The organism is Yoonia sp. F2084L, assembly GCF_023015625.1.
Lineage (GTDB): Bacteria > Pseudomonadota > Alphaproteobacteria > Rhodobacterales > Rhodobacteraceae > Yoonia.
This window is the reverse complement of record NZ_JALKAH010000001.1, coordinates 137,056-160,745: the sequence shown is the minus strand read 5'-3', so window position 1 is coordinate 160,745 and position 23,690 is coordinate 137,056. Positions and strand designations below refer to the sequence as shown.

Below are 23,690 nucleotides of genomic sequence, written 5' to 3'. Positions count from 1 at the left end.
CAAGCCACTTATCATCTTGCCCGATAAACCCCCGTCGGAGGCTCGGACACCAGCCGAAGGCTCAACCGGTCCGTATCATCACGCCCAGATCAGCCACATTCGTGCCCGTCGCACCCGTCATCAGCAAATCGCCCGCTTCTTTCAGGGCAGCATAGCTATCGTTGTTCGCCAAAAGCCCGTCGAGATCGCTGATCTTGCTTAATGTATCCTGATCCACCAACCCACCTGCGGCATCCGTTGGCCCATCGCGACCATCGCTACCGCCTTGCAGACACGTCCACTGGGTCCACCCCCGCTGGGCCGCCTCTTGCGCGATCCGCAACGCCAGTTCCTGATTGCGGCCACCACGTCCCGTTCCGCGTAAGACAACAGTGGTTTCACCGCCCCAAACGGTCGTGCCGATTACGGACTGGTCACAGATCATGCGGGCGGCGTCGGCGACATCGCCCACAACCGGATCAGCAATCACATGCGCATCGCGCGCAGCCGCCGCCATCGCCATCACGCTTTGACTGTTCGACCCCACAAGACGGTTGCGCGCCTTCGGCAGCGCAGCAAGTGGTTGCGCGTCTTGCAAATGTGCACGCACGGCAGATGGCAGCTCGTCCCAAAGTCCGGCGTCTTGCAAAGCCGCGACCGCTTCAGCCGCCGTCCCCAGTGGCGCAACCGTTGGCCCGCTGGCAATAGCGGAAAGATCATCCCCGATCACGTCAGACAAGATCAGCGCGGTCACCGGGTGCGGTGCCGCCTGACGCAGAAACCCGCCACCCTTCAGATCAGACAGTTGCTGTCGGATCAGATTCATCGCTACGATATCCTGCCCCGAAGCCAGCAACAGATCGCTCACCCGCGCTTTGTCCGCCAAGGTCAACGCACCCGCAGGTGCCGGCAGCAGCGCTGATCCACCACCAGAGATCAGCGCCAGGACTGGGCCTTTAGCTGCCTTCAAGGCCTTGATCACTTCCCGTGCGGCAATCGCCCCATTTTCATCGGGTACAGGGTGGCCCGCCGCCACGACCTTGGCACCGGCCAGCGGCTTTGCATTTTCATAGTTCGTCACAATCAGACAGGGCACGCCCGCGCACCGCTCCAACGCCGCTTTGGCCATCAACCGCGCAGCCTTGCCGACCGCGACAATTAACGACGGTGCAGCCACATCATCCAAAGCGCTCGCGACAGCAGCATATGGATCAGCCGCCTTCACACCCGCTTGGAAAATCCGCAAAGCCTCTTGTCGGGCGTCCTGCATCACCGTGTCCTTCTACTTTGCGATCAGTGCCGCCATACGCTGCACGACTTGTAGCTCCAGTTCCGCAGATGGTGATGCGCTCAGCGATGGCATCGACAGTGCGACAAGCGTACGCGGTTTCGGCACCGCCAGCATCACATGGGTCGCAGAGTAGCGTTCAAATAGATAGGCGATGTGATCATCTGCAACCGGCCCCAATTGCGGCGGATCAACGCGGCGCAAGACCGGCGCTGCATCAAATATCTGATCAAGGACGTCGTCTTGCAACCCGGCAAGGCTGTCTTCGCTGACCACAACCGCACCGTCCACCAGCGGGTGATCCTGCAAGTCCCGCAGAAACACCATTGGATCATCCGTTTTTGCGACGGCCAATTGACGTAACAGCCCCAGGCTTTGCTCTTCCAGCCGCAGCGCACGCGCATCGCTGAGGATGGCCACGACAAAGAGCGTTGTCATGATGGCCGCAATCGTCAGCAGATACCCATCTCGACCAAGGCTCGCGAAGGTCGCGATCATGAAGCCTACCAAAACCGCAGCCATAACCATCACCGCAAGGTTCACCAAGGTTGCGCGGTGGCCCAGATAAGTGCGCCCCAGCCCAATCGCGAGCCAGCACAGGATCAGCACACCAAGCGCCGAAAACTGGATCGGCAAGCCGATGTAAAGCAACAAGAAGTCCCCGGCGGCCAACGGAATAAACAGGATCAGCGACAAGCCAAGTCGCACGACCATCGCATTTTCATTGGATGACAGCGATGCGCGGTCACGTGTCACGACCAGCCAGCCGGACAGGATAAACCCCAGCAACTGAAAGCCCAGCAAGGCAAACAAGCGTGCGGGGTCGATGCTATCAGAATACCAAAGCGAGGATATCGCGAACAGGATCGCACCGCCGCCGATCACCGCCTTGATCGCGGGTGGCGCATGGCGTCGCAACAACCCTTCGGTCAGGATCAACACCGCCAGCGGGATAATCGCCGCCGCAAAAAGGATCAGGATGCGAAACGCCTCGATCCCCGTCAGGATCATCAAGACCCGCCCGGCAAACAGCACCATCGTGATCCGCACGCCAAACAGGAACCGGCGGTTGATCGGCTCCCACGGGTCGCGCCGTACCAGCACGGTTTGCAAGACAAACAGCCCAAGCAAAGCCGCACAGGATAAGAAAAGCTGGGTAATAACCGTGGCCGCTGCGATCATTTCTTGCGCACCTTATAGGGCCGCAGAATGGACCATGTGCGCGATGTATCCGCCCAATGGACCGCAGGCAGAACAATGCGACGCAGTGCGACCATGCCCCCGGTCAGCAAAAGACCGATCACCGCAGACTTTGGTACCTCGCGCGTCAGATAGGTGCGGATCGCCGCCAAATCCATGCGCCCCAATTGGAGCACGTCATCGCCGCGCACATAATCCAGCGCGTCCTTGCAATAGTCGTTGTAGCGGTCGTCACGATGCTTTGCCGCTTGATCCCACGTCTTTTTCAGATCATCAGACCCGCCTGTATAGGCATCCGTGATCACAAAGCGGTCTTCCTCAAAGCCCGCCTCTGCCCCGACCCCGAAAACATGGCGGTGGCTGGCCATGATCTCGCGCGCCAAAAGCACGTGGTTCAGACTGCGTCGCCCTTCGCGCGGGTTGGGCCAGACATCGGAAAACATCTCGGACACCATGCCAACAACGGCGGGGACCTGCGTGACATTGGACACCCAAATGGGTCGGAACTGGCGGCGAAAGAAGATCAAAAAACAGGTCAGCCCATAAAGCACCCAAGACAGGCTCTTGGATCGCTCATCAGGGTCCACCATCACAAGGCCAAGATGCAGTACATCCGTTGGCTGCGGGGCGGTATCCAGTTCCATCACCGCCAAGGCGTTGAAGGCCACAGGCGTGCCGTCGCGCCGTGTCACAAGGGTGATGATCACCGCGCCCATCCGCGCTTTGTCGCCTGAAAACACACCATAGGTCAGGGTCCCAGCCTCCAAGGTGCGGGCGGCAATCACCCGCAATTGCGCGCTGAGTTCGGCAAGTGCGACGCCATCCATCCAAAGACCGGGGCGTTCGACGATCCGCACGACATAATCGGCCCCGGTGCGCAGGGTCACGTCCATGTAGTTGCGCCCAAGCGCCTTAAAAATTGTGCTGATCACCTTGCCATACCTATCCCCACCGGGCCCACGTTAGGGGCGGCAGGGATAAGGCACAAGTGGACTGGCTCAGAGGTAACGGTTCACGACGTTTTCCAGCCGTTCCTGACGACCCGAGCGTGGTTGGGGGTCAATGCCATCTGCGACTACCTTTGCTGCGATACTATCAAGATCGCTGCTCAGCAAAGCCTTGCCCGCAACGGTGTCCCATCCGGCATAGCGCGCATCACGCGCCGCTTCCAGCTTGCCATCTTCCAGCATGGCAGCCGCCGCTTTCAGACCAGCAGCGCAGGCATCCATCCCGCCAACATGGGCCAGGATCAGGTCTTCTGGATCAAGTGACTGGCGCCGTAGTTTCGCGTCAAAGTTGGTGCCGCCAGTGGTGAAACCACCCGCGCGCAGAACCTCATAATAGGCCAATGCCATCTCGGGCACATTGTTGGGGAACTGGTCGGTGTCCCAGCCGGATTGATAGTCATTGCGGTTCATGTCGATGGACCCGAAGATACCCAGCTCGCGGGCCAAGGCCAACTCATGTTCAAACGAGTGGCCTGCCAGGATCGCGTGTCCTTGCTCGATATTCACCTGCACTTCGCCTTCCAGACCAAAATCCTTGAGGAAGCCATAAACCGTAGCCACATCATAATCATACTGGTGCTTGGTGGGTTCCTGCGGCTTGGGTTCGATCAGGATCGCACCTTTGAAACCTGTCTTGTGTTTGTAGTCGACGACCATCTGCAACATGGCACCTGCCTGCTGCCTCTCGCGGCCCATGTCAGTGTTGAGTAGCGTTTCATACCCTTCGCGCCCCCCCCAAAGGACATAGTTTTCACCGCCCAGTTTCATGGTCGCATCCATGCAGGTTTTGATCGTCGCGGCAGAGTAGGCAAAGACATCAGGGTCCGGGTTTGTCGCTGCCCCAGACATGAAGCGTTTGTGCGAAAACAGGTTCGCCGTGCCCCAGAGCAGTTTTACCCCGGTCGCATCCATCTTTTCGCCAAAATAATCAACGATTTGCTCTAGGTTTTTCGTGTTCTCAGCGAATGTCGCCCCCTCTGGGCGCACGTCCGCGTCATGGAAACAGAAGTACGGCACACCTAAAATCTGGAACATCTCAAACGCGACATCGGCCTTAAGCCGCGCCGCATCCATGCTGTCACCAAACCACGGGCGGTCAAAGGTCTGTCCGCCAAAAGGGTCGCCACCAGGCCACGCGAAGGAATGCCAATAGGCAGCGGCAAAGCGCAGATGATCTTTCAGCGCCTTGCCCATCACGACCTCGTCCGGATTGTAATGACGGAAGGCGAAGTCATTGTCGCTGGCGGTGCCTTCATATTTGACGGCGGGAATGCCTTTGAAAAAATCGGTCATGTCAGTCCTTTCAACGCGTCATAACTGGCGCGGTATCTTGCGTGCGCCTCGACAAAAGCGCTGGTGAGTGATGTGTCGGGGTCAATCCTGCGGGCGATTTGCGGGGCGGTTGCAATCTCAACCCCTGCCCCGGTCGCCGCCATCATGCCAAGGCGTGCTGCACCGAATGCGCCACCGAAGTCACCGGCAACGGGCAGTTCAATTGGTAAGTCCAAGGAGGTCGCAATCGCCTTCACCCAGTAGTCGGATTTTGACCCACCACCGACAGCAATCAAGCGGTTGATCTGCGTACCAGTGGCCGAAAGCGCATCATAGCTGTCGCGGATGGCATGTGTGACGCCTTCCAAAACAGCGCGGGTCATTGCGGCCTGATCGGTACTGTGACCCAGATGCAAGAAAGACCCACGAATACTGGCGTCATTGTGCGGGGTGCGCTCACCGCCCAGATAGGGCAAGAACAGCGACCGACCGGGCGCTTCGAGTTCACCGAGAACACCCGTCAGGGTGGCCGAGGGTTTGTCGGTGATCTTGGCAAACCAGTTCAGGGCATCCGCCGCCGCCAAAATCACGCCCATCTGATGCCAAGTATCTGGCAAGGCATGACAAAACGTATGCACTGCAGTTGCGGCATCAGGTTGATAGGCGTCTGAGGCAGCAAACAGCACGCCCGAAGTCCCAAGCGATACAAATGCATCGCCCGCTTTCACAACACCGACACCGACAGCGCTGGCGGCGTTGTCTCCGCCCCCGCCCGCAACGACGACGCTTTTTGGCACCCCCCAGCGCGCAGCCAATTCATCGCGGACGTGGCCAGACACTTCTGACCCTTCGACAAGCCGTGGCATCTGCGCGCGGGTCATGCCTGTCGCGGCCAGCAACTCATCAGACCAATCGCGTTTGCCTACATCAAGCCAACTGGTGCCTGCTGCATCCGACATCTCAGCCACGGCTTCACCCGTCAGCCAAAGGCGCAGATAATCCTTTGGCAAAAGAACGCGTGCGACTCTGGCGAAAATATCGGGTTCATGCCTTGCGACCCACGCCAGTTTCGGCGCGGTAAATCCGGGGAACACGATGTTGCCGGTCAGCGCGCGAAACTTTGGATCAGCGTCCAACGCGGCCGCTTCGACGGCAGACCGCGTATCATTCCACAAGATGCATGGGCGCAAGACCGCATCATCCGCATCGACCAGCGTCGCACCATGCATCTGCCCCGATAAGCCGATGCCGCGTACCGATGCCAGTGACGCCTGCGCGCCAAGCGTTTGCATCACTGTATCCGCCGCATCCAACCATGTCGCTGGGGCTTGTTCCGACCAACCGGGCGCAGGCCGTGTGGCCTCAAGCGGCGCTGTGGCTTCTGCCACAATCGCCTGTGCGTCGTTGATCAAAACAGCCTTGAGACCGGATGTGCCCAGATCAAGACCGATATACATTACGCTGCCTTTTTAGGATTCTTACCCATGATGATCATCGACAGGATGTCATCTTCGGTGACATCCTCGACCCGCTCAGTCCCGATCAGTTGGCCGTTTTTCATCACTGATACACGGTCACACAGGTCCATCATCTCACGGGTGTCGTGGCTGATCAGGAAGATACCAAGGCCTTGGGCTTTCAGCTCTTTGATCAGATCCGCAACCATAGCCGTTTCATGCACGCCCAAGGCCGCTGTTGGTTCGTCCATGATCAGGATACGGGCGTTGAAATAGACTGCGCGCGCAATCGCAACAGACTGGCGTTGACCACCAGACAAGGACCGAACCGGTTCAGAGAAGCGTTGGAAATTCGGGTTTAACCGCGCCATGATCTTGCGCGATTCCGCCTCCATGGCTGTGTCATCGACCAGACCAAACTTGGTCGTGATCTCGCGGCCCAGAAACAGGTTCGACGCGGCATCAAGATTATCGGACAAGGCAAGTGTCTGATAAATCGTCTCGATGTTATGCTGACGGGCATCAATCGGGCTGTTGATCTCAACCTTTTTGCCGTCCACGTAGATCTCGCCTGCATCCTTCTTGTAGGCGCCCGACAGGATCTTGATGAGGGTCGATTTACCGGCCCCATTATGGCCCAATAGGCCCACAACTTCACCCGGCATCACGTCGATGGACACATCGTCTACCGCTTTGATCCCGCCAAAATGGATCGAGATATTGCGCATTTCCAAAAGTGGGGTGCTCATTATGCGTCTCCTGTTTTGCGGCGGTAGATGATGTCGATCCAGACAGCGATGATAAGCACGCCACCCACGATCATGTTTTGCAAAGGTGAATCAACGCCCACCATGCCCATACCGGACACAAGCGCCTGCATGATCAAGGCACCAAGGATTGCGCCGTAAATCGTGCCGACGCCTCCCGCCAATGCGGTGCCGCCAATCACGGCCGCTGCAATCACGCGCAGTTCGTCCAATTCACCCAAGGATGAACCGGCAGAGCCAAGCCGGGCCGAAGCGATCACCGCGGCGATAGCAGTCAGCGCGCCCATCAAGGCGAAGACTTTGACAGTCAGCATACGCGTATTGATACCGGACAGTTCAGCCGCATCAGGGTTGCCGCCCATCGCAAAGATATAGCGACCGAAACGGGTTTTCTTTGCCACGATAGTCATTGCGATAGTCACAAACAGAACGATCAGGACCGAGATCGGGAAGCCGTAAGCCTCGGTATAGCCTTCGGGCATTTCCAAACCTTCCGCAGCAAAGCGGCGCTCCAAGATGCGGGTCGGCACCAGATAGGCGTTCATCACGGCCGTGATCCCGCAGATTGCACTGACAAGGATCGCACCCAGCGCGTATTCGGCCCAAAGCGGCTTAACTGCAAAGTTATGGCTGACGTGCTTGCGACGTGTGTTGATCAAGAAAAGAACGGTAAGGATGGATCCGACAATCGCCAGTGCCCAGCTTGCTGTGACGCCGATTGTCCCAGACGCGCCGCCCAGCATGACAAAGTTCGGGTCAAGCGGGGAAATGGTTGTGCCCTTAGATACCCACCATGCGCCACCGCGCCAGATCAAGAGACCGCCAAGTGTCACGATAAAGGATGGGATCACCAGATAACCGATCAGCCACCCTTGGAACGCACCAATCGCGGCACCCAGCAAAATGCCGATAGTGACTGTGATGATCCAGATAGAGGGGCTACCGAAACCAACGATATCGGGCAAGATTTGCACCTGAATAACGCCCATCAGCATACCGACGATACCCAGCAGTGACCCGATGGACAGATCAATATTGCGGGTGACGATGACAAACACCATGCCGGTAGCCATCACAGCAACCGAGGCTGTTTGCAGCGTCAGTGTAAATAAGTTCCGCGGGGTCAGAAACGTGCCCCCGGTTGCGACGTGAAACACCAAAGAGATCACGATAAAGGCACCGATCATGCCCAGCAATCGCGTATCAATCTGTAGTGTTTTGATTAAATTCCCAAGTCCGCCCGACATTGGTTTCCTCCCCTATGGCCCGTGGCAGAGCCGACTTAAAAGAAAGCCCCACCCGCACATGGCGGATGGGGCCTATGTCTTACTGCGTCAGCTTATTCGCAGACTGCGAGACCAGAAACGCCTTGGCAAAGGACGTCTTTTTCGATCCAGCCAGCTTCAAGAACCAGGTTCAGGTTGTCCTGTGTGATCGGCTGTGGAGCCAACAGCATAGAGTTTACAGTCACGCCACCGGGTGAAGTGAATTCAGCCGCACCTGCAACGTCCTTCATCATAGAACCACCGGCCAATGCGACAGCGATTTCGCCTGCATTCCGGCCCAGCTCACGGCTGTCTTTCCAGACAGATACGGTCTGTGTGCCAAGTGCGACACGGTTCAGCGCGGCATGGTCGCCGTCCTGACCAGACACTGGAATGCCGTCCATACCCTGTGCGGCAAGCGCCGCCACAACACCACCGGCAGTACCGTCGTTGGAGGCAACAACCGCATCAACTTCATTGTTGGTCTGCGTCAGGATCTGCTCCATGTTGCGCTGTGCATTGGATGGCTGCCAGCCATCCGTATAGGCTTCGCCCACAACAGTGATTGCACCGCTGTCGATGGCTGCTTGCAGCACCTCTTGCTGACCGCCACGCAGGAAGTCAGAGTTCGGGTCTGTTGGCGAGCCTTTGATGAACACATAGTTGCCCTCTGGCTGCACATCAAAAACAGCCTGTGCCTGCATGCGACCCACTTCGACGTTGTCGAATGTCAGGTAGAACGCGCGTGGATCTTCGATCAGGCGGTCATAGCCGATGACAGGAATGCCAGCCGCTTCGGCAGCATCCAGTGCCGGGCCGATGGATGCACCGTCCTGTGCCAGGATGATCAGCGCATCGACGCCTTGTGTGATCAGGCTTTCAACGTCAGCAAGTTGCTTTGTCGCAGAAGACTGCGCATCTGCGGACAAATATGAAGCACCAGCAGCGTCAAGCGCGCCCAACATGGCAGCTTCGTCTGTTTTCCAACGCTCTTCCTGAAAGTCGGACCAGCTGACGCCAACTGTGACGCCGTGGCCATCAGCAAAAGCGGCTGAGCTTAGACCAGCAGCAACAATGGCTGCCGCGATAACGGATTTATGCATGTTTTCCTCCCATAGTGTGCCCCATGCATGGGGCGTGGGTCTTTTGACCCTACGTCGCTCAGGATGACGCATTAAATTCAGTTGTCAAAATAAAAATCGCTAGAAAAAGCAAAAATAGTGCTTTGAACGTGCGAATTTATTGGGCAGTCTAGAAATATCGGGATTATCTGGTGATTTCGCCAGCCCAATTACTTCAAGGCTTAAACTATGTATGACGTCATTGAACCAGAAAGTAACGAATCAGAGGCCGCATCTGGCTGCGGTCCATTGTTGCTGACGGATACCTCTGACAGCAAGCCTTTGCGCCAACAAGTGTTTGAGCATGTCCGCGCATCGGGCCGTGCCGCGCGCGCTGATGTCACCCGCGCACTGGGGATCAGCGCTGGTTCCGCGACAACACTGACGGCTGACCTGATTAGCGCAGGTCTTTTACGCGAGGTTGAAGGTCTGCCGCGCGAAGCAGGCCGGGGCCGCCCGCCCGTCGCTTTGGAGGTCGTCCCGGAGGCCCGCTATGTCATCGGCATCAAGCTTTCAGATGACACCCACTCAGCTGTGCTGACCGACTTCGCCGGTCATATCCTGGCCAATGCCACCCTGCCTTCCGCACCGATGCGCAAAACGGTTGATGCGTTGCTCGATGAAATTAGCGGTCTGATAGACCTTGTACTGACCGATGGGCAAAAGACGCTCCCCGATATCTCGGCCGTTGGCATCGGTATGTCGGGCATCATTGACCACAACAGCGGCACGGTGCCGTGGTCCCCCTTGATGGCAGAGCCTGACGTTGATTTGCGCCGCGCATTCGTTGAACGCTTCGGCGTACCGGTGCATGTCGACAATGACACCAATGTGCTGACACTTGCAGAACTTTGGTTCGGAGCGGGACGGTCGATTTCTGACTTTGCCGTTGTCACGATCGAAAACGGTGTGGGCATGGGTCTTGTGCTTGATAACCGGCTGTTCCGGGGCGCGCGCGGCATGGGGCTGGAGGTCGGACACACCAAGGTGCAGCTTGATGGCGCGCTTTGCCGATGCGGTCAACGTGGCTGTCTTGAGGCGTATTTGGCCGATTATGCATTGGCCCGCGAAGCCGCGACCGCCCTGCACCGCAATCCACGCAACCTGCAAAGTCCAAAAGCGATGCTGGATGATCTTTTTGCCCAGGCTAAATCCGGCAATGAAGCCGCGCGCACGATCTTTCGCCGCGCCGGGCGGTATCTGTCCGTGGGCCTGTCCAATGTTGTCCAGCTTTTTGATCCTGGTCTGATCATCCTGTCAGGCGCGCGCATGCAGTATGACTATCTTTATGCCGAAGAGGTTCTGGCGGAGATGCAGAAACTGACCCTGAGCGATGGGCGCACCCCCTGTAAGGTCGAAATTCACGCATGGGGCGACATGATCTGGGCGCGGGGTGCGACCGCACTCGCACTCGCCGCCGTGACCGACGATGCATTGGGTGAGGCGCGCGCGTGATACGCACCCTGTTTTGCCTGTTTGCAGCAATGCCTGTCGCGGCTGATCCACTGTTTGAGGATCGCTCATCGGGATTGCCCGAACACATCTATGGCGGCGGTTGGGAACATTTCGTCGGCGGTGGCGTTGCCGTGTTTGATTGCAACGGGGATGCTTTGCCTGATATGTTCGCGGCAGGCGGTGAAAACCCTGCGAAACTACTCGTAAACCAAGGCAACTTTCAGTTCAGCGCGGCCCCGATTGCTGAAATGACAGGTGTGACGGGCGCCTACCCATTGGACATCAACGCAGATGGCGCGCTTGATCTTTTCGTCATGCGCGTGGGCCAAAACCAAATAATGATGGGCGACGGCAACTGCCAGTTTACACGCGACCGCGAACTCCCTCCAAATGACGATTGGACGACAGCGTTTTCGGCATGGTGGGATACGGACGACCGCATCGTTATGGCGATTGGCAACTATGTCGATCGGGACGATCCCGAAGGGCCGTTTGGTGCTTGCGATGACAATTACCTGCTTTGGCCCGGTGACGGCGACTATGTCCAAACGCCGCTTACCCCCGGCTTCTGTCCCCTTTCCATGCTTGCCGCCAACGATGCACGCGGTCGCCCGACCTTACGTATTTCCAACGACCGCCACTACTATGTGCGCGGTGGGTATGAGCAGATGTGGGATATCGCGGAGCAGCGTTTCCTTGGGGCCGAGGATGGCTGGGAGACTGTCTCGCTTTGGGGCATGGGCATCGCCAGCCGTGATCTGACAGGCGATGGCCGGGATGAGGTGATGCTGACGTCGATGGGTGATCAACTGATGCAGATCGCAGGCGACGACGGCACCTATGCCGCCGCCCCTTTCACCATAGGCACCTATGCGCAGCGTCCGCATACCGGCGACGATGGTCGCCCTTCGACCGGATGGCATGCGGAGTTTGCGGATGTCGACAACGATGGACGGGCCGATCTTTTCATCGCCAAGGGTAATGTCGACCAGATGCCCGGCCTTGCCATCAAAGACCCCAATAACCTGTTGATGCAAAACGCCGACGGCACATTTCGCGAAACGGCAGCGACGGCGGGTATTGCCACCAAGGACCGCTCACGTGGTGCTGCACTGGCGGATTTCGACGGCGACGGACGGCTTGATCTGGTGGTGATGAATCGCCGCGCACCGATGGAGCTTTATCGCAACATCAGCCCGGATACGGGCAACTGGTTGGCGGTGGCACTTAACCAACCCGGTGGCAACGTGAACGCGGTTGGCGCGACGGTGGTGGTCGTGGCGGGTGATATCCGGCAAAGCCAGCAACTGACCGTCGGAGGCGGGCACGCGGGTGGCAAGGCCTTGCCACTGCATTTCGGTCTGGGTGACGCAACAGAGGCGCGCGTGCAGGTGACTTGGCCCGACGGCACAGTGACAACGCATCAAGGTGCCGCGAATGGCGTTTTGAACATCAACCGCTAGCGTGGGCGGTCTATCGGCAGACCGCTTGGGACCGCATCGGGGATGCCTAAACGCCCCTCAATTGCTGCTGGGTCCGTCAATGCATCTAAAAATGCAATCAAAGCAGTGACTTGCGCATCGGAAATGTTGCGCGGCTCATAGCGTACCGCAGTGGCAATCGCTGCACGGTCATCCAATCCGCGCGCATCATCAACCGGCAAATCGGGCAAAACCGCCTGACTTAGATCATAGCTGTCCAGCCCCGTCACAGGATAAAGATGTGCGGCAACAAAACTGCGCAGATCGCTGTGTGCGCCCGCATGACCATAAGGGCCCGTCAACGCAACATTGCGCAGTGACGGGGTGCGAAACGCATAAAGATCATCCGCATTGCCCGTTACCCGAAACCGCCCTTCATCACGGGCATGGTTTTCAAAGCGGGCCGCTTTGCCGGGGCCAATTTGGGGGGCGCCCATCGCGTGAAAGCTGTGATCCGTCAGAAACGGCCCACTGTGGCAAGCCGCACAGCCTGCGTCGCCATAGAACACGGCCATGCCGGTCGCGGCGGGTTCTGGCAAGGCGGCCTCACCGCGCAGGACGGCATCGAATGGCGCATTATCTGAGCGCCACTCGAATTCCATAAACGCTGCAATCGCGTTGGAGATATCGGCAAACGTAATCTGTTCGGGCGCATCAATATGGTCATAAACGGCCGCGAATTCGGTTGCATAGGTGGGAACGTCACCAACGCGGCGCGCAATAGTGTCCCACGCGCCCCCTTTCCCGGTGATCACGCCGCGCCGTACTGCTTGAGCGACATCATTCTCGCTGTAGTGTCCGGCCATTTCGTCAGGGCTGAGCACCGGAAACATCGTTTGTGCCGACAAGAGCGATGCGAAGCCATCCACCATATCCGCATCAAGCGGCGTGCGCAGACCACCGGGGCGGTCAGGATCAACCTCGATGCGGCCATCGTGGAAAAGCACGGTGAATTCCTGCGCACCAAGATTGAACAGCGCGGGCGCGTTGCGTGGAATACGTTGTTCAGGCATGTTTTCAGGATCAGCCACGCGATCAGGACCCAGCCCGATACCACCGTCCCCGATCCCCAGCGACAGACCATCGCTGGTGCCAAAGGCCGGATGGTGGCAGGTCCCGCATGAGACATTGCGGTTACCCGACAAGATCGGATCATAAAACAACAGCTGGCCCAGCCGCGCCTCGGCCTCATCGACAGGCGCGAAATGCGCATCGGTCAATGGGGCGGGCAAATTGTCGGCCCATGCCGCAGCCGCCATGATCACCAAGACTGACCCCAAGAAAATCCGCATCACTCACCTGCTTGTTTCACCGCTGAATGGTTAGCATGGATCGGTCGGCGCACAAGTGCGGCAGATCACTCCATCTTTTTGCGAATGCGGTTGACCATAAACCAGACCAGCCCCAGCACAACTGGGGTCGCCACCGCAGCCATCATCGCCTTGCTGAGGCCAAAGGACTCTTCGAGCGGCCCGGTCATATTCAGCACCAGATTGACGGCATAGTAGCTGATTGCGACAACCGACAACCCCTCAACCGTGCGCTGCAACCGCAGTTGCAAGTCGGCTCGCTTATCCATGCTGGTGAGCAGTTCCTGGTTTTGTGCAGAGCGTTCGACATCAACACGTGTCCGCAGCAGATCGCCCGCGCGCAAGGCACGATCCGACATAGCCTGTAGCCGTTGTTGCGTTGACTTCACGGTGCGCATGGCCGGATCAAAACGGCGCATCATGAATTCACCGAATGTTTGCCGTCCGGCAAAACGATCTTCACGCAAAACATCAATCCGTTGGTTGACGATCGTCTCGTAAGCCCCTGTTGCACCAAAACGAAATGACGATTGGGCGAGCGTATTCTCAATCTCGGCAGAGACCTCAAGAAGCGATTGCAAAACCTTGGCCGGGTCAGCGTCAGAGCCGCGCATATCCTCCAGAAGGCTGGTCAACTGTCGGTCAAATTCGCCCAGTTTGGGACCCAACTCGCGGACGCGACTAAGCCCAAGCATCGACATCGCCTTATAAGTTTCGATCTCGCACAGGCGCTGCACAACGCGGCCCACCCGGCGATTACCCACATGCGGGCGCGCAAAAACCGCAAACCGCATATGGCCCGCCGGATCAATCCGAAAATCACCCGCGACGACAAGGTCGTTACCCACAACCCGACTGATGGCCAGGCTTTCAGGCACAAACCATTCGCGCGCCTTTTCGATGATGCCGTCATCGCCGTCCGCCACCTCGATGCGGATTAAGGCCGACGTCACACGCGTGCCAGGGGCCGCCTCTAACCAGTCTTCGGGAAAAACACCAAAGGTGGCAGCATCAAAAGGACGTTCCGCCAATCCTTCGCCAAAGATCGTGTAGGTCACAAATTCTGTGTGGCTTTCCCATTTAATATGATGTTTGCCAATCTTGCCAAAGTAATGCGTCGCGTCGGGTTGCGGGTGCTGTGCGCCAAAACGGTCAAGTAAATCAATCAGATGCGTGCGATCCGCATCGCGGTCGCGACCAGCGGCATTACTGGCAGGCTTAATCGCAAGATAGGCGGCGCGGCTTGGTGCATCGACCGCCGGGAACGGCCGGGCGTGCAGTTCATTCGCCATGGCATAGCGCAGTGGATGATCAGTGATGGGCGGCATAGCCTAGGCCTTTGTTACTGCTTCGCTCAGTAACTTAGCGGCGTTTCGGCGGGAGTAAACAAAAACATGAATAATAATAATAGGTTACTGGCGTACAGTCGTATACCGCACGCCAGCGCCAAGATCAGAGGATCACAACATCAAGCGGAGGAAATCCGTTAAAACAAACCGAAGAATACGTCGATGTGTAAGCACCGGTGTTGCGGATCAAAACCCGGTCGCCTGCCTTTAAGGTCAGTGGCATCAAGACAGGTCGCTTTTCATACAACACATCCGCGCTGTCGCAGCTTGGTCCAGCCAGAATACACGGCCCCACCGGGTCCGCATCGCGTGCGGTCTGAAATTGGTACCGGATCGCCTCGCCCTCGGTTTCCGCCAGTCCGGAAAAGCGACCGATATCCAGATAGACCCAACGGTGCAGGTCACGTTCGGATTTACGGCTGACCAGCATCACTTCAGCGACAATCAGTCCGGCTTCGGCAACCATGCCACGTCCGGGTTCGGCCATCACTGTCATGGCGCCTGGAAAACGGGCATCGACCAGCGCCATAACTTGGGCTGCATACTCTGCCGGGGCGGCGATTTCTTCGCCGTAGAAGGCAGGGAAACCGCCGCCGATGTTCAGCAAACACAGTTGATGACCTGCTGCATTGGCCGCAGCCCAAACCTCGGCAAAGACATCAAGCGTGGGTGCCCACATCGCCGCTTGGCGGGTTTGCGATCCGACATGGAACGAAAAACCAACCGGGTTCAAGCCCAGCGCGCGGGCCTGGTCCAGCAAAGACAGTGCCATCGCCCGGTCACACCCAAACTTGCGCGACAATGGCCAGTCGGCCTGCGACAGTTCCACAATCAGGCGAATATAGATGGACGACCCCGGCGCGTTGGCCGCGATCTTTTGCAGTTCTTCCTCTGCATCCGCTGCAAACAAGCGGATACCTTGCCCGTAAGCCCATGCGATATCACTGGCGCGTTTGACGGTATTGCCAAAGGATATGTCTGCGGGTTCGGCCCCTTCTTCAAGACACAGCGCGATTTCGGCTTTTGACGCCGCATCAAAATGCGAGCCGAGGTCAACCAGCCGTGCGATGATCTGGCGTGCGGGGTTCGCCTTGACTGCATAGTGAATGTCCGCCCGGCCCAGACCTGCCTTGAGCGCCCGGTACTGGCAGGCAACACGGTCAAGGTCCATCACCAGTGTTGGCCGGTCAAATTGACGGTTCGCAATAAAGCTGTTCAGGCGCGCATACGGATCAGCAACAGGGAACGCCACATCGGGCGCGAAATGTAGTGTCATGGGTCATCTCCAAAAGACCCGGCCATAATGGGATGTCCCACCAAAGACCGCTCAGTTCCAAGGGAGACGTTACCGTCGCTACGTAAACACGTGTGCGTTGACTTTTCACCGGCCAGAGGCGCGTGCGTTGGCGTCTATAATTGCGCATAAGCGCCTGTTTTGGATTCGTTGCAAGATGCAAAATGCATACGATGACTTTTTCATAACAGCGTGGACGAAACTGCATAACTCAGGTTAGGCAGACACATGACGCGCGTAATCCTCTTCAACAAACCTTTCGGTGTTCTGTCACAGTTCACAGATGCCAAAAGCCCGACACCGCGTCCGACGCTGTCGGCTTTCATTGATGTACCAGACGTCTACCCCGCCGGTCGTCTGGACCGCGACAGCGAGGGGTTGCTGGTCTTGACGGACGATGGCAAGTTGCAGGGCCGCATAGCAGACCCCAAAAACAAGATGAGCAAAACCTATCTAGTGCAGGTTGAAGGCGCACCGACAGACGCAGAGCTCCAACCGCTGCGCGATGGGGTAACGCTGAAGGACGGCCCCACCCGCCCTGCAAAGGTCCGGCCGATTGAGCCGCCAGATTTGTGGGAGCGTGATCCCCCGGTGCGTTTCCGCAAATCAGTGCCAGATACATGGATCGAGATCACGATCAGCGAAGGGCGAAACAGGCAAGTGCGGCGCATGACAGCACATATCGGGTTTCCGACATTGCGGCTGGTCCGGTGGCGTGTGGGAAGCTGGACGCTAGATGGGGTAGAGAGCGGCGCTTGGATTTCGGCCTGACCTCTATCGCCTGGAATTCTGGTGCGGTCGGGGGGACTCGAACCCCCACGAGTGTTACCTCACAGCGACCTCAACGCTGCGCGTCTACCAATTCCGCCACGACCGCTTGTCCAAGGCTGGTAAGTGCGGCACTCATAGACGAGGGCATTTGCGATGCCAAGAGGGAAATCACCCCCCTTTTCATCGCCCCGGCGCAAGGGTACGCAAGCACAATGGTGGAATGGATCACAACCAATGGGCTGACCGACTATGAAGAGGCGTTGTCCTTCATGGAAAGCCGCGTTGCGGGCATCGTTGATGGCACGGCAGATGAATGTATCTGGCTGCTGGAACATCCGCCGCTTTATACTGCGGGCACCTCGGCCAAACCCGAAGACCTTGTCGATGCCGACCGCTTTCCTGTCTATGAGGCCCGCCGTGGCGGCGAATATACGTACCACGGACCGGGGCAGCGGGTGGCTTATGTGATGCTTGATGTCGGCAAGCGCGGCCATGATGTGCGCCAGTTCGTCAAAGATCTTGAGAACTGGGTGATTGCGACGCTGGACCGCTTCAACGTTAAAGGCGAAATCCGCGAAGGTCGTGTGGGTGTCTGGGTCGGGCGCCCTGACAAACCCCTCAATCCCGACGGATCGCAGGCCGAGGATAAGATCGCGGCCCTCGGCATCCGCCTGCGCAAATGGGTGTCATTTCATGGGCTGTCGATCAACGTCGAACCAGACCTGAGCCATTTTGACGGGATCGTCCCTTGCGGTATCCGTGAACATGGGGTGACATCGTTGGTCGATCTGGGGCTGCCCGTGACAATGGACGATCTGGATGTCGCGCTGAAGGCGTCGTTTGATGCGTATTTTGACGGTCAAGCCTGATTAACGCCGCTTGCGCAAAACGGCTAACGCTCTTTCGACAAAGAACCTCTCGTGCGCCCTTTCATAATGCGTTGAAACCGGGTGTATTTACGCTACGTTTGCTTCACTAGATTAATTGGAGAATTGAAGTGTCAGATACTCTCAAAGGATTGTTGGCAAACCACCCAAGTACCGCAAATGCAATTGGCGCGCCGGACCGGGGTTGGCTTAGCTATGGCGACCTGCGGACGCTTGCCGAAACTGTGGCTGCATCACTGCACAGCGCGGGCGTCGGACGTGGTGATCGGGTCGCGATCGTGCTGCCAAACGGCCCCGAGATGGCGACGGCCTTTATCACAATTGCACAGACAGCGGTGACAGCACCTTTGAACCCGGCTTACCGCGAAGATGAGTTCGCATTTTATATTGACGATTTGAAAGCCAAAGCTGTTGTCCTGATGGATGGCGACGACGGTCCGGCAAGTGCCGCAGCCGAAAAACTTGGCGTGACCGTATTGCGACTAAAGACCGACCCAGCGCAGCCTGCGGGCCGGTTCACCCTGCATACCGACAGCACAGCAAGCTGCGATCAGAGCGCACCTGACGCGGGTGACGTGGCCTTGATCCTGCACACATCAGGCACAACATCGCGCCCCAAGATCGTGCCATTGCTCCAATCCAATGTTGCCGCATCGGCGCAGAACATTGCGACATCGCTTGACCTAACAGCGGATGATCGTTGCATGAATGTGATGCCGCTGTTTCACATCCACGGTCTTTTGGCCGCTGTCTCAGCCACGCTTGCAACTGGTGGACAGGTTTGGTGCGCACCCGGATTTGATGCGCTGCGGTTCTTTGGATGGATGCGCGATGCCGATCCAACCTGGTATACGGCCGTTCCGACCATGCATCAGGCGATCTTGTCGCGCGCTGGACGCAATGCGGACGTGATTGAAGGCGCGCGACTGCGTTTCTTGCGCTCTTCTTCCGCCTCACTGCCCGGACCGGTGATGGAAAAACTGTTTGAAACTTTTGGCGTGCCTGTCATCGAAGGCTACGGCATGACGGAAGCCGCACATCAGATGTGTTCAAACCCCCTCAAACCCGGGTTGCAAAAACCGGGCGCGGTGGGTGTGCCTGCGGGCCCCGAGGTGCGTATCGCGCATGAGGTTGAGCCTAATCTGGTCGGCAACAGCGACATAGGAGAGGTCGTGATATCCGGCCCCAATGTGACACCCGGCTATGAAAACAACCCAGACGCCAATGCCAAGAATTTCTTTGAGGTTGATGGCAAACGCTGGTTCCGGACTGGCGATCAAGGCACGTTTGATGATGACGGCTACCTGACGCTGACAGGGCGGTTGAAAGAGATCATCAACCGGGGCGGCGAAAAAGTTAGCCCGCTGGAGGTTGATGGTGTCCTTTCGGCCCACCCCGCAATTGCGCAGGTTGTGACATTCGCGTTGCCACATCCCAAACTGGGCGAAGAGGTGGCCGCCGCTGTCGTGCTGCGCGAAGGCGAAGAGGTGACAGATCGCGACATCAGAAATTTCGCATCAGAGCGGCTGGCGGATTTCAAGGTACCGCGCAAGGTGATCATTCTGGATGAAATCCCAAAAGGGGCGACAGGCAAGATGCAGCGGATCGGTCTTGCCGAAAAGCTGGGCCTTGTTGATACGGCCGCATCATGAAGATTTGTATCTTTGGTGCAGGCGCAATCGGCGGCTATATGGGTGCAAAACTGGCCGAGGCTGGTGCTGATGTCAGCCTTGTCGCCCGCGGGCCGCATCTGGCGGCAATGCAAGAGAATGGCCTGACGCTCATTGAAGAGGGTGTCTCAAAGACGGTTCCCGTCACAGTGTCAGATAATTCCGCTGATCTGGGTCCTCAGGACTATGTCATCGTGACACTGAAGGCGCATTCAGTGCCTCCGGTCGTTGACAAGATGAAACCGCTGATTGGCCCAAACACCACAATCGTTTCCGGTGTGAACGGTGTCCCTTGGTGGTATTTCCACAAGGTTGGTGGCGATTTGGAAGGCACGCGGCTTGCCAGCGTCGATCCCGGCAATGCCCAATGGGACGGCTTTGGACCTGACAATGTGCTGGGCTGCGTGGTCTATCCCGCCGCTGAAGTGATTGAACCGGGCGTCATCAAACACATAGAAGGCAACCGCTTTTCACTGGGTGAGCCATCAGGTGAAAAGTCCGAACGCGCGATGGCGCTGTCAAAGGCGCTGAGTGCGGCTGGTTTGAAAGCGCCGGTGCGCCCCAAGATCCGTGATGAGATTTGGGTCAAACTTTGGGGAAACCTGTCTTTCAACCCGATCTCGGCGCTGACGCACGCAACGCTTGATGTGCTGTGCACCGAGCCGGGCACGCGTGAGGTGGCCCGCAACATGATGCTTGAAGCGCAGACCATCGCCGAAAAACTGGGCGTCAAATTTCCGATTGATGTGGATCGCCGCATTCAAGGCGGTGCGGATGTCGGTGCGCATCGCACATCAATGTTGCAAGACCTTGACGCCAATCGTCCCATGGAAATCGACGCTTTGGTTGGGTCCGTGCAAGAGCTGGGTCGGGTGACGAACACCCCTACCCCCACCATTGATACCGTGCTGGCATTGATCCAGTTGCGCGGGAAAGTTGCAGGCCTTTACGGGTAACCGACGCAGCCTTAGAGGAACTTCAAAAGCCCGCGTCTTTACGCGGGCTTTTTGCTTTTGTTGCGCATGCGACGCAGCATTTTGATGGCTGGCAAAAAGATCAGAATCAACGCGACAATCGTGATCGGTCCCGCAACGGGCCGGGTGAAAAAGATCGACGGATCACCCGAGGACAGCAACAAAGACTGACGCAGCGTGGGTTCGGCAATCGGCCCAAGCACAATCGCGAGAACCGCAGGTGCGAGGGGGTAGTCAAACTTGCGCAGGAAGAACGCACCAAGACCAAAACCGACCATAAGCCAGATATCAAACATATCGCGCGTCGCAGCAAAGCCACCCACAATCGACAAGACAAAAATCATTGGTGCCAGAATGGTGAAGGGCATCCGCAACATCCAGATAAACACGGGAATAAAGGCCAGATTGATCAGCAAAGCCGCCACGTTTGAAATGTAGAATGATCCGATCAAGCCCCAGACGAACTCTTGCTCATCCACAAATAACCGCGGCCCCGGCACCAGCCCCCAAATCACCATGCCGCCCAACAAGATAGCTGTAGTGGGCGAACCCGGAATACCAAGCGTCAGCATAGGCAGCATCGACCCTGTGGAGGCCGAGTTATTGGCAGCCTCGGGTGCCGCGACCCCATCCACGGATCCTTTGCCGAATTCGTCAGGCTTGCGTGACACCATCTTGGCCACGCCGTAAGACATCAACGATCCGGGTGTTGCCCCGGCTGCGGGCAGGATGCCGACAAAGAACCCAAGGAACGATCCGATCATCGTGCCCTTCCAGCCCTTTTTTGCTGCTTCTTTGGTATCAGACGCCATGCCTTTGACCGTCATCTTGGGTGTCGTCGCAGTCACGTCACCGCGGGTTTGGTCAATGGTCCAAAGCATCTCTCCGATGCCATAAACCCCGATGGCCAGCACGAGGAAACCAATGCCTTGTAAGAAGCCGTTGTAGTCGAACAGCACCAGCCGGGGCGCACCTGATATCTGATCAAACCCAACCGCACCCAATACCAAGCCCAGACAAATGGAGAAAACTGTTTTGGGAATGTCGTCGCCACCCAAGCCCACGAAAGTCGCAAAGGCGAGCAGCATCAGGGCAAAAACCTCGGGCGGACCAAAAGACAGCGCCACCGATGCAAGAAGCGGTGCAAAGAGTGTGAACAGCACGTTGGCAATCGTACCACCAACAAAAGACGCAAGTGCAGCCGTTACAAGCGCCAGGCTTGCCCGCCCTTTTTTCGCCAACGGTCTGCCGTCAAAGGTGGTCGCAACAGCCGTCGATGCGCCCGGTATGCCCAAGGTGATGGAAGACACCGCACCGCCGTACATCGCCCCATAATAAATTGCCGCAAGAAAGATGATCGCTGATCCGGGCGGCACCAGAAAGGTCACCGGCAGCAGGATTGCCACACCATTGACGGACCCCAGCCCCGGCATCGCACCAATGAACAGCCCGACAGTGACCCCGATCAGGATCATCATAAGGTTCAAAGGCTGAAGCGACAGGATCATACCATCGCCAAGTAGAGAAAGGACTTCCATCGTCAGGGACTTTCTTTAGGAACGGCGCGCCAGCACCTCAGTAGATGATATCATAGAGGAAGTTGAACACCGGGTCGGTGAACGACATGCCAGTTGGCATCGTGATCCGCATCGCACCCTCAAAGAAAAAGAACAGTGCGACGGGCGTGATCAACGCCATCGAAAGGCTGAGCAACAAACTATGCCGCCCCAGAAACCACGTATAGTAAAACAAGAAGACAGCAATCGCGCCGTACATCGAGATGACACTAACAAGTGCCACAAAACCGATGATGCCCCCACCTACAAAGATCAAGGACCGCCAGCCATGGCTGTCAAGAACAGGTTCATCAGACTGCGAAGCGGGGCTGGTGCCACGCCACCAGTTAAACGCGATACAGCCACAGCTGATCAGCATGATAGCGGAAAGCCAGAAAGGCCATGCGCCCCCGCCCGGCCCCGTTCCCGAGATATAACCAATGGGAAGCTCGGCGCTTTTCCACATCAGGTAGATTGAAAGAAGAGCCAGAAATCCGGCGGTTACTATTTCGCCAACACGCATCTGGCTCTCCTTCTTGATCGACACATAGGGTGTGACAATCGTGCCTTAAGTCTTCTTACTCGCCGAGTGCGGCAAGCAGTTCCATGTGGTTTTCAACCTGCAACGCCCAGTAGTCGCGCTGCTCATCGGCATTCATCCACAATGGTGAAAGGCTTTCGGATGTCAGGTAACCCTGCCATTCTTCGCTTTCGTAGATCGTTGTGAAAAGATCCTGATAGTAAGCGGCTGCCTCATCAGACATACCCGGCGCACCAACAACGGCGCGCTGGTTGTAGTATGAAAAGTCATGGCCCTTTTCTTTCAACGTGGGCACATCTGGATATGCTGGCATACGCTCATCGGAAAACGCCAGAAGCGGGACAAAGTCACCAGCTTCATAGAAACCTTTGGCTTCAGCTGGGTTATTCACGGTTGCCATGATCTGCTGACCGGCAAGGTCCTTGGCAACAGCGCCGCCACCATCATAAGGGATATACTTGATATCAAGGTCATAAGCGCCCGAAAGGTAGGCGATAACGATGCTGTCTTCCTGACCGGCACCCGTGCCGCCCATGACATATTCGCCATCCATCTCTTGGACCTTACTGATGTACTCTTCAAATGTAGTGATGCCACTGTCTTTGTGCACCCAAAGTACAAACGGATCGACGCCCATCATCGCAACCGGCGTAAAGGTTTGGATGTCGATACCCAGGTTTTCCTGACGCAGTGGTGTCGTGAAAAACGAGTTCAATGTCACAAGGATTGTGTGGTCAGGATCACTGGCGGTACTGACGTGGATCAACGCCTCGGCACCTGAGCCGCCACCTTTGTTGTTGGGCACCAGAGGGCGGTTGGTCAGATCTTGCTGCTCTGCGACTGCCTGAATAAATCGCGCAATCTGGTCAGCACCACCACCAGCGCCGGCCATAATCACAAAGTCAATTGGTTTGGTTGGTTGCCAGTCTTGCGCAAGGGCTTGCATCGGTGTTGTTGCAAGAAATGAGGCGCCGACAAGGCCGAGAAGCGAACGTTTCGTTAGTTTCATTAAAGTTCTCCCATTATGGATCCGAGCAATAGAGTCA

General features: G+C 57.3%; 20 protein-coding genes and 1 tRNA gene. 6 read left to right on the top strand and 15 right to left on the bottom strand.

Translation table 11 applies throughout. The features are described from left to right. Positions 1 to 61 precede the first annotated feature (61 nt). The 8 genes from MWU60_RS00690 to xylF all read right to left on the bottom strand — a co-directional run bounded on the left by MWU60_RS00690 (position 62) and on the right by xylF (position 9,338). On the bottom strand, positions 62 to 1,249 hold the full coding sequence (locus tag MWU60_RS00690) for a DUF4147 domain-containing protein (protein ID WP_247225120.1): 1,188 nt from the start codon (positions 1,247 to 1,249) through the stop codon (positions 62 to 64). A gap of 12 nt (positions 1,250 to 1,261) precedes the next feature. Further along, the gene (locus MWU60_RS00685; protein WP_247225119.1) at positions 1,262 to 2,449 is read right to left on the bottom strand and encodes a hypothetical protein; all 1,188 of its coding nucleotides are present in this window, start codon (positions 2,447 to 2,449) and stop codon (positions 1,262 to 1,264) included. After that, on the bottom strand, positions 2,446 to 3,399 hold the full coding sequence (locus tag MWU60_RS00680; RefSeq protein WP_247225118.1) for a hypothetical protein: 954 nt from the start codon (positions 3,397 to 3,399) through the stop codon (positions 2,446 to 2,448). Before MWU60_RS00680 ends, MWU60_RS00685 begins: the two co-directional genes overlap by 4 nt. A gap of 66 nt (positions 3,400 to 3,465) precedes the next feature. Next, positions 3,466 to 4,767, bottom strand: a complete 1,302-nt coding sequence (xylA, locus tag MWU60_RS00675; RefSeq protein WP_247225117.1) for a xylose isomerase — start codon at positions 4,765 to 4,767, stop codon at positions 3,466 to 3,468. Beyond that, positions 4,764 to 6,203 (bottom strand): xylulokinase, encoded by a 1,440-nt coding sequence (gene xylB / locus MWU60_RS00670; protein WP_247225116.1) that lies wholly within the window; start codon positions 6,201 to 6,203, stop codon positions 4,764 to 4,766. Before xylB ends, xylA begins: the two co-directional genes overlap by 4 nt. Beyond that, positions 6,203 to 6,952: an ATP-binding cassette domain-containing protein gene (locus MWU60_RS00665; protein ID WP_247225115.1), complete on the bottom strand. Its 750-nt coding sequence runs from the start codon at positions 6,950 to 6,952 to the stop codon at positions 6,203 to 6,205. The genes xylB and MWU60_RS00665 overlap by 1 nt, the downstream gene beginning before the upstream one ends. Next, positions 6,952 to 8,217 carry a sugar ABC transporter permease gene (locus MWU60_RS00660; protein WP_247225114.1) on the bottom strand — a complete coding sequence of 422 codons (1,266 nt, stop codon included), beginning with the start codon at positions 8,215 to 8,217 and terminating at the stop codon, positions 6,952 to 6,954. Before MWU60_RS00660 ends, MWU60_RS00665 begins: the two co-directional genes overlap by 1 nt. Positions 8,218 to 8,309: 92 nt before the next feature. Further along, positions 8,310 to 9,338, bottom strand: a complete 1,029-nt coding sequence (xylF, locus tag MWU60_RS00655; protein ID WP_247225113.1) for a D-xylose ABC transporter substrate-binding protein — start codon at positions 9,336 to 9,338, stop codon at positions 8,310 to 8,312. Between the two features lie 207 nt (positions 9,339 to 9,545). Here xylF and MWU60_RS00650 point away from each other — a divergent pair, with 207 nt between their 5' ends. Both MWU60_RS00650 and MWU60_RS00645 read left to right on the top strand, forming a co-directional pair. Next, positions 9,546 to 10,811 (top strand): ROK family protein, encoded by a 1,266-nt coding sequence (locus tag MWU60_RS00650; protein WP_247225112.1) that lies wholly within the window; start codon positions 9,546 to 9,548, stop codon positions 10,809 to 10,811. 29 nt (positions 10,812 to 10,840) lie between these two features. After that, positions 10,841 to 12,274 (top strand): CRTAC1 family protein, encoded by a 1,434-nt coding sequence (locus tag MWU60_RS00645; protein ID WP_247226132.1) that lies wholly within the window; start codon positions 10,841 to 10,843, stop codon positions 12,272 to 12,274. Here the strand turns inward: MWU60_RS00645 and MWU60_RS00640 are convergent. The 3 genes from MWU60_RS00640 to MWU60_RS00630 all read right to left on the bottom strand — a co-directional run bounded on the left by MWU60_RS00640 (position 12,271) and on the right by MWU60_RS00630 (position 16,227). Beyond that, positions 12,271 to 13,584: a cytochrome c peroxidase gene (locus MWU60_RS00640; RefSeq protein ID WP_247225111.1), complete on the bottom strand. Its 1,314-nt coding sequence runs from the start codon at positions 13,582 to 13,584 to the stop codon at positions 12,271 to 12,273. The two genes, MWU60_RS00645 and MWU60_RS00640, sit on opposite strands and share 4 nt — an antisense overlap. A 65-nt stretch (positions 13,585 to 13,649) precedes the next feature. After that, positions 13,650 to 14,930 carry a DUF3422 domain-containing protein gene (locus MWU60_RS00635; protein WP_247225110.1) on the bottom strand — a complete coding sequence of 427 codons (1,281 nt, stop codon included), beginning with the start codon at positions 14,928 to 14,930 and terminating at the stop codon, positions 13,650 to 13,652. A gap of 124 nt (positions 14,931 to 15,054) precedes the next feature. Next, on the bottom strand, positions 15,055 to 16,227 hold the full coding sequence (locus MWU60_RS00630) for a type III PLP-dependent enzyme (protein WP_247225109.1): 1,173 nt from the start codon (positions 16,225 to 16,227) through the stop codon (positions 15,055 to 15,057). A 246-nt stretch (positions 16,228 to 16,473) separates the two neighbouring features. On the opposite strand from MWU60_RS00630, the gene MWU60_RS00625 reads away from it, so the two are divergent. Further along, positions 16,474 to 17,016 carry a pseudouridine synthase gene (locus MWU60_RS00625; RefSeq protein ID WP_247225108.1) on the top strand — a complete coding sequence of 181 codons (543 nt, stop codon included), beginning with the start codon at positions 16,474 to 16,476 and terminating at the stop codon, positions 17,014 to 17,016. Between the two features lie 19 nt (positions 17,017 to 17,035). Here the strand turns inward: MWU60_RS00625 and MWU60_RS00620 are convergent. Continuing rightward, a tRNA-Leu gene (locus MWU60_RS00620) sits at positions 17,036 to 17,122 on the bottom strand. A gap of 106 nt (positions 17,123 to 17,228) precedes the next feature. Between MWU60_RS00620 and lipB the strand changes: the two genes are divergently transcribed. The 3 genes from lipB (at position 17,229) to MWU60_RS00605 (ending at position 20,529) form a co-directional block, all read left to right on the top strand. Next, positions 17,229 to 17,885, top strand: coding sequence for a lipoyl(octanoyl) transferase LipB (lipB, locus tag MWU60_RS00615; protein ID WP_247225107.1), 657 nt, complete (start codon positions 17,229 to 17,231; stop codon positions 17,883 to 17,885). A gap of 128 nt (positions 17,886 to 18,013) precedes the next feature. Further along, positions 18,014 to 19,555, top strand: a complete 1,542-nt coding sequence (locus MWU60_RS00610; protein ID WP_247225106.1) for an acyl--CoA ligase — start codon at positions 18,014 to 18,016, stop codon at positions 19,553 to 19,555. After that, entirely contained in the window at positions 19,552 to 20,529 is a 978-nt protein-coding gene (locus tag MWU60_RS00605; protein WP_247225105.1) for a 2-dehydropantoate 2-reductase, read from the top strand. Before MWU60_RS00610 ends, MWU60_RS00605 begins: the two co-directional genes overlap by 4 nt. Positions 20,530 to 20,567: 38 nt before the next feature. On the opposite strand, the gene MWU60_RS00600 is transcribed toward MWU60_RS00605, so the two are convergent. Genes MWU60_RS00600 through MWU60_RS00590 form a run of 3 tightly spaced genes read right to left on the bottom strand, consistent with a single transcriptional unit; the run spans position 20,568 to position 23,653 of the window. After that, the gene (locus MWU60_RS00600; protein WP_247225104.1) at positions 20,568 to 22,085 is read right to left on the bottom strand and encodes a tripartite tricarboxylate transporter permease; all 1,518 of its coding nucleotides are present in this window, start codon (positions 22,083 to 22,085) and stop codon (positions 20,568 to 20,570) included. Between the two features lie 37 nt (positions 22,086 to 22,122). Beyond that, the gene (locus tag MWU60_RS00595) at positions 22,123 to 22,626 is read right to left on the bottom strand and encodes a tripartite tricarboxylate transporter TctB family protein (protein ID WP_247225103.1); all 504 of its coding nucleotides are present in this window, start codon (positions 22,624 to 22,626) and stop codon (positions 22,123 to 22,125) included. Between the two features lie 55 nt (positions 22,627 to 22,681). Beyond that, a complete protein-coding gene (locus MWU60_RS00590; protein WP_247225102.1) occupies positions 22,682 to 23,653 on the bottom strand; it encodes a tripartite tricarboxylate transporter substrate binding protein in 972 nt (323 codons plus the stop codon). Between the last annotated feature and the right edge of the window lie 37 nt (positions 23,654 to 23,690).

Coding starts and splice junctions, on each gene's coding strand:
- MWU60_RS00690 (WP_247225120.1), bottom strand. CDS start 1,249: ATGCAGGACGCCCGACAAGAGGCTTTGCGGATTTTCCAAGCGGGTGTG.
- MWU60_RS00685 (WP_247225119.1), bottom strand. CDS start 2,449: ATGATCGCAGCGGCCACGGTTATTACCCAGCTTTTCTTATCCTGTGCG.
- xylA (WP_247225117.1), bottom strand. CDS start 4,767: ATGACCGATTTTTTCAAAGGCATTCCCGCCGTCAAATATGAAGGCACC.
- xylB (WP_247225116.1), bottom strand. CDS start 6,203: ATGTATATCGGTCTTGATCTGGGCACATCCGGTCTCAAGGCTGTTTTG.
- MWU60_RS00665 (WP_247225115.1), bottom strand. CDS start 6,952: ATGAGCACCCCACTTTTGGAAATGCGCAATATCTCGATCCATTTTGGC.
- MWU60_RS00660 (WP_247225114.1), bottom strand. CDS start 8,217: ATGTCGGGCGGACTTGGGAATTTAATCAAAACACTACAGATTGATACG.
- xylF (WP_247225113.1), bottom strand. CDS start 9,338: ATGCATAAATCCGTTATCGCGGCAGCCATTGTTGCTGCTGGTCTAAGC.
- MWU60_RS00650 (WP_247225112.1), top strand. CDS start 9,546: ATGTATGACGTCATTGAACCAGAAAGTAACGAATCAGAGGCCGCATCT.
- MWU60_RS00645 (WP_247226132.1), top strand. CDS start 10,841: ATGCCTGTCGCGGCTGATCCACTGTTTGAGGATCGCTCATCGGGATTG.
- MWU60_RS00640 (WP_247225111.1), bottom strand. CDS start 13,584: ATGCGGATTTTCTTGGGGTCAGTCTTGGTGATCATGGCGGCTGCGGCA.
- MWU60_RS00635 (WP_247225110.1), bottom strand. CDS start 14,930: ATGCCGCCCATCACTGATCATCCACTGCGCTATGCCATGGCGAATGAA.
- MWU60_RS00630 (WP_247225109.1), bottom strand. CDS start 16,227: ATGACACTACATTTCGCGCCCGATGTGGCGTTCCCTGTTGCTGATCCG.
- MWU60_RS00625 (WP_247225108.1), top strand. CDS start 16,474: ATGACGCGCGTAATCCTCTTCAACAAACCTTTCGGTGTTCTGTCACAG.
- lipB (WP_247225107.1), top strand. CDS start 17,229: ATGGTGGAATGGATCACAACCAATGGGCTGACCGACTATGAAGAGGCG.
- MWU60_RS00605 (WP_247225105.1), top strand. CDS start 19,552: ATGAAGATTTGTATCTTTGGTGCAGGCGCAATCGGCGGCTATATGGGT.
- MWU60_RS00600 (WP_247225104.1), bottom strand. CDS start 22,085: ATGGAAGTCCTTTCTCTACTTGGCGATGGTATGATCCTGTCGCTTCAG.
- MWU60_RS00595 (WP_247225103.1), bottom strand. CDS start 22,626: ATGCGTGTTGGCGAAATAGTAACCGCCGGATTTCTGGCTCTTCTTTCA.
- MWU60_RS00590 (WP_247225102.1), bottom strand. CDS start 23,653: ATGAAACTAACGAAACGTTCGCTTCTCGGCCTTGTCGGCGCCTCATTT.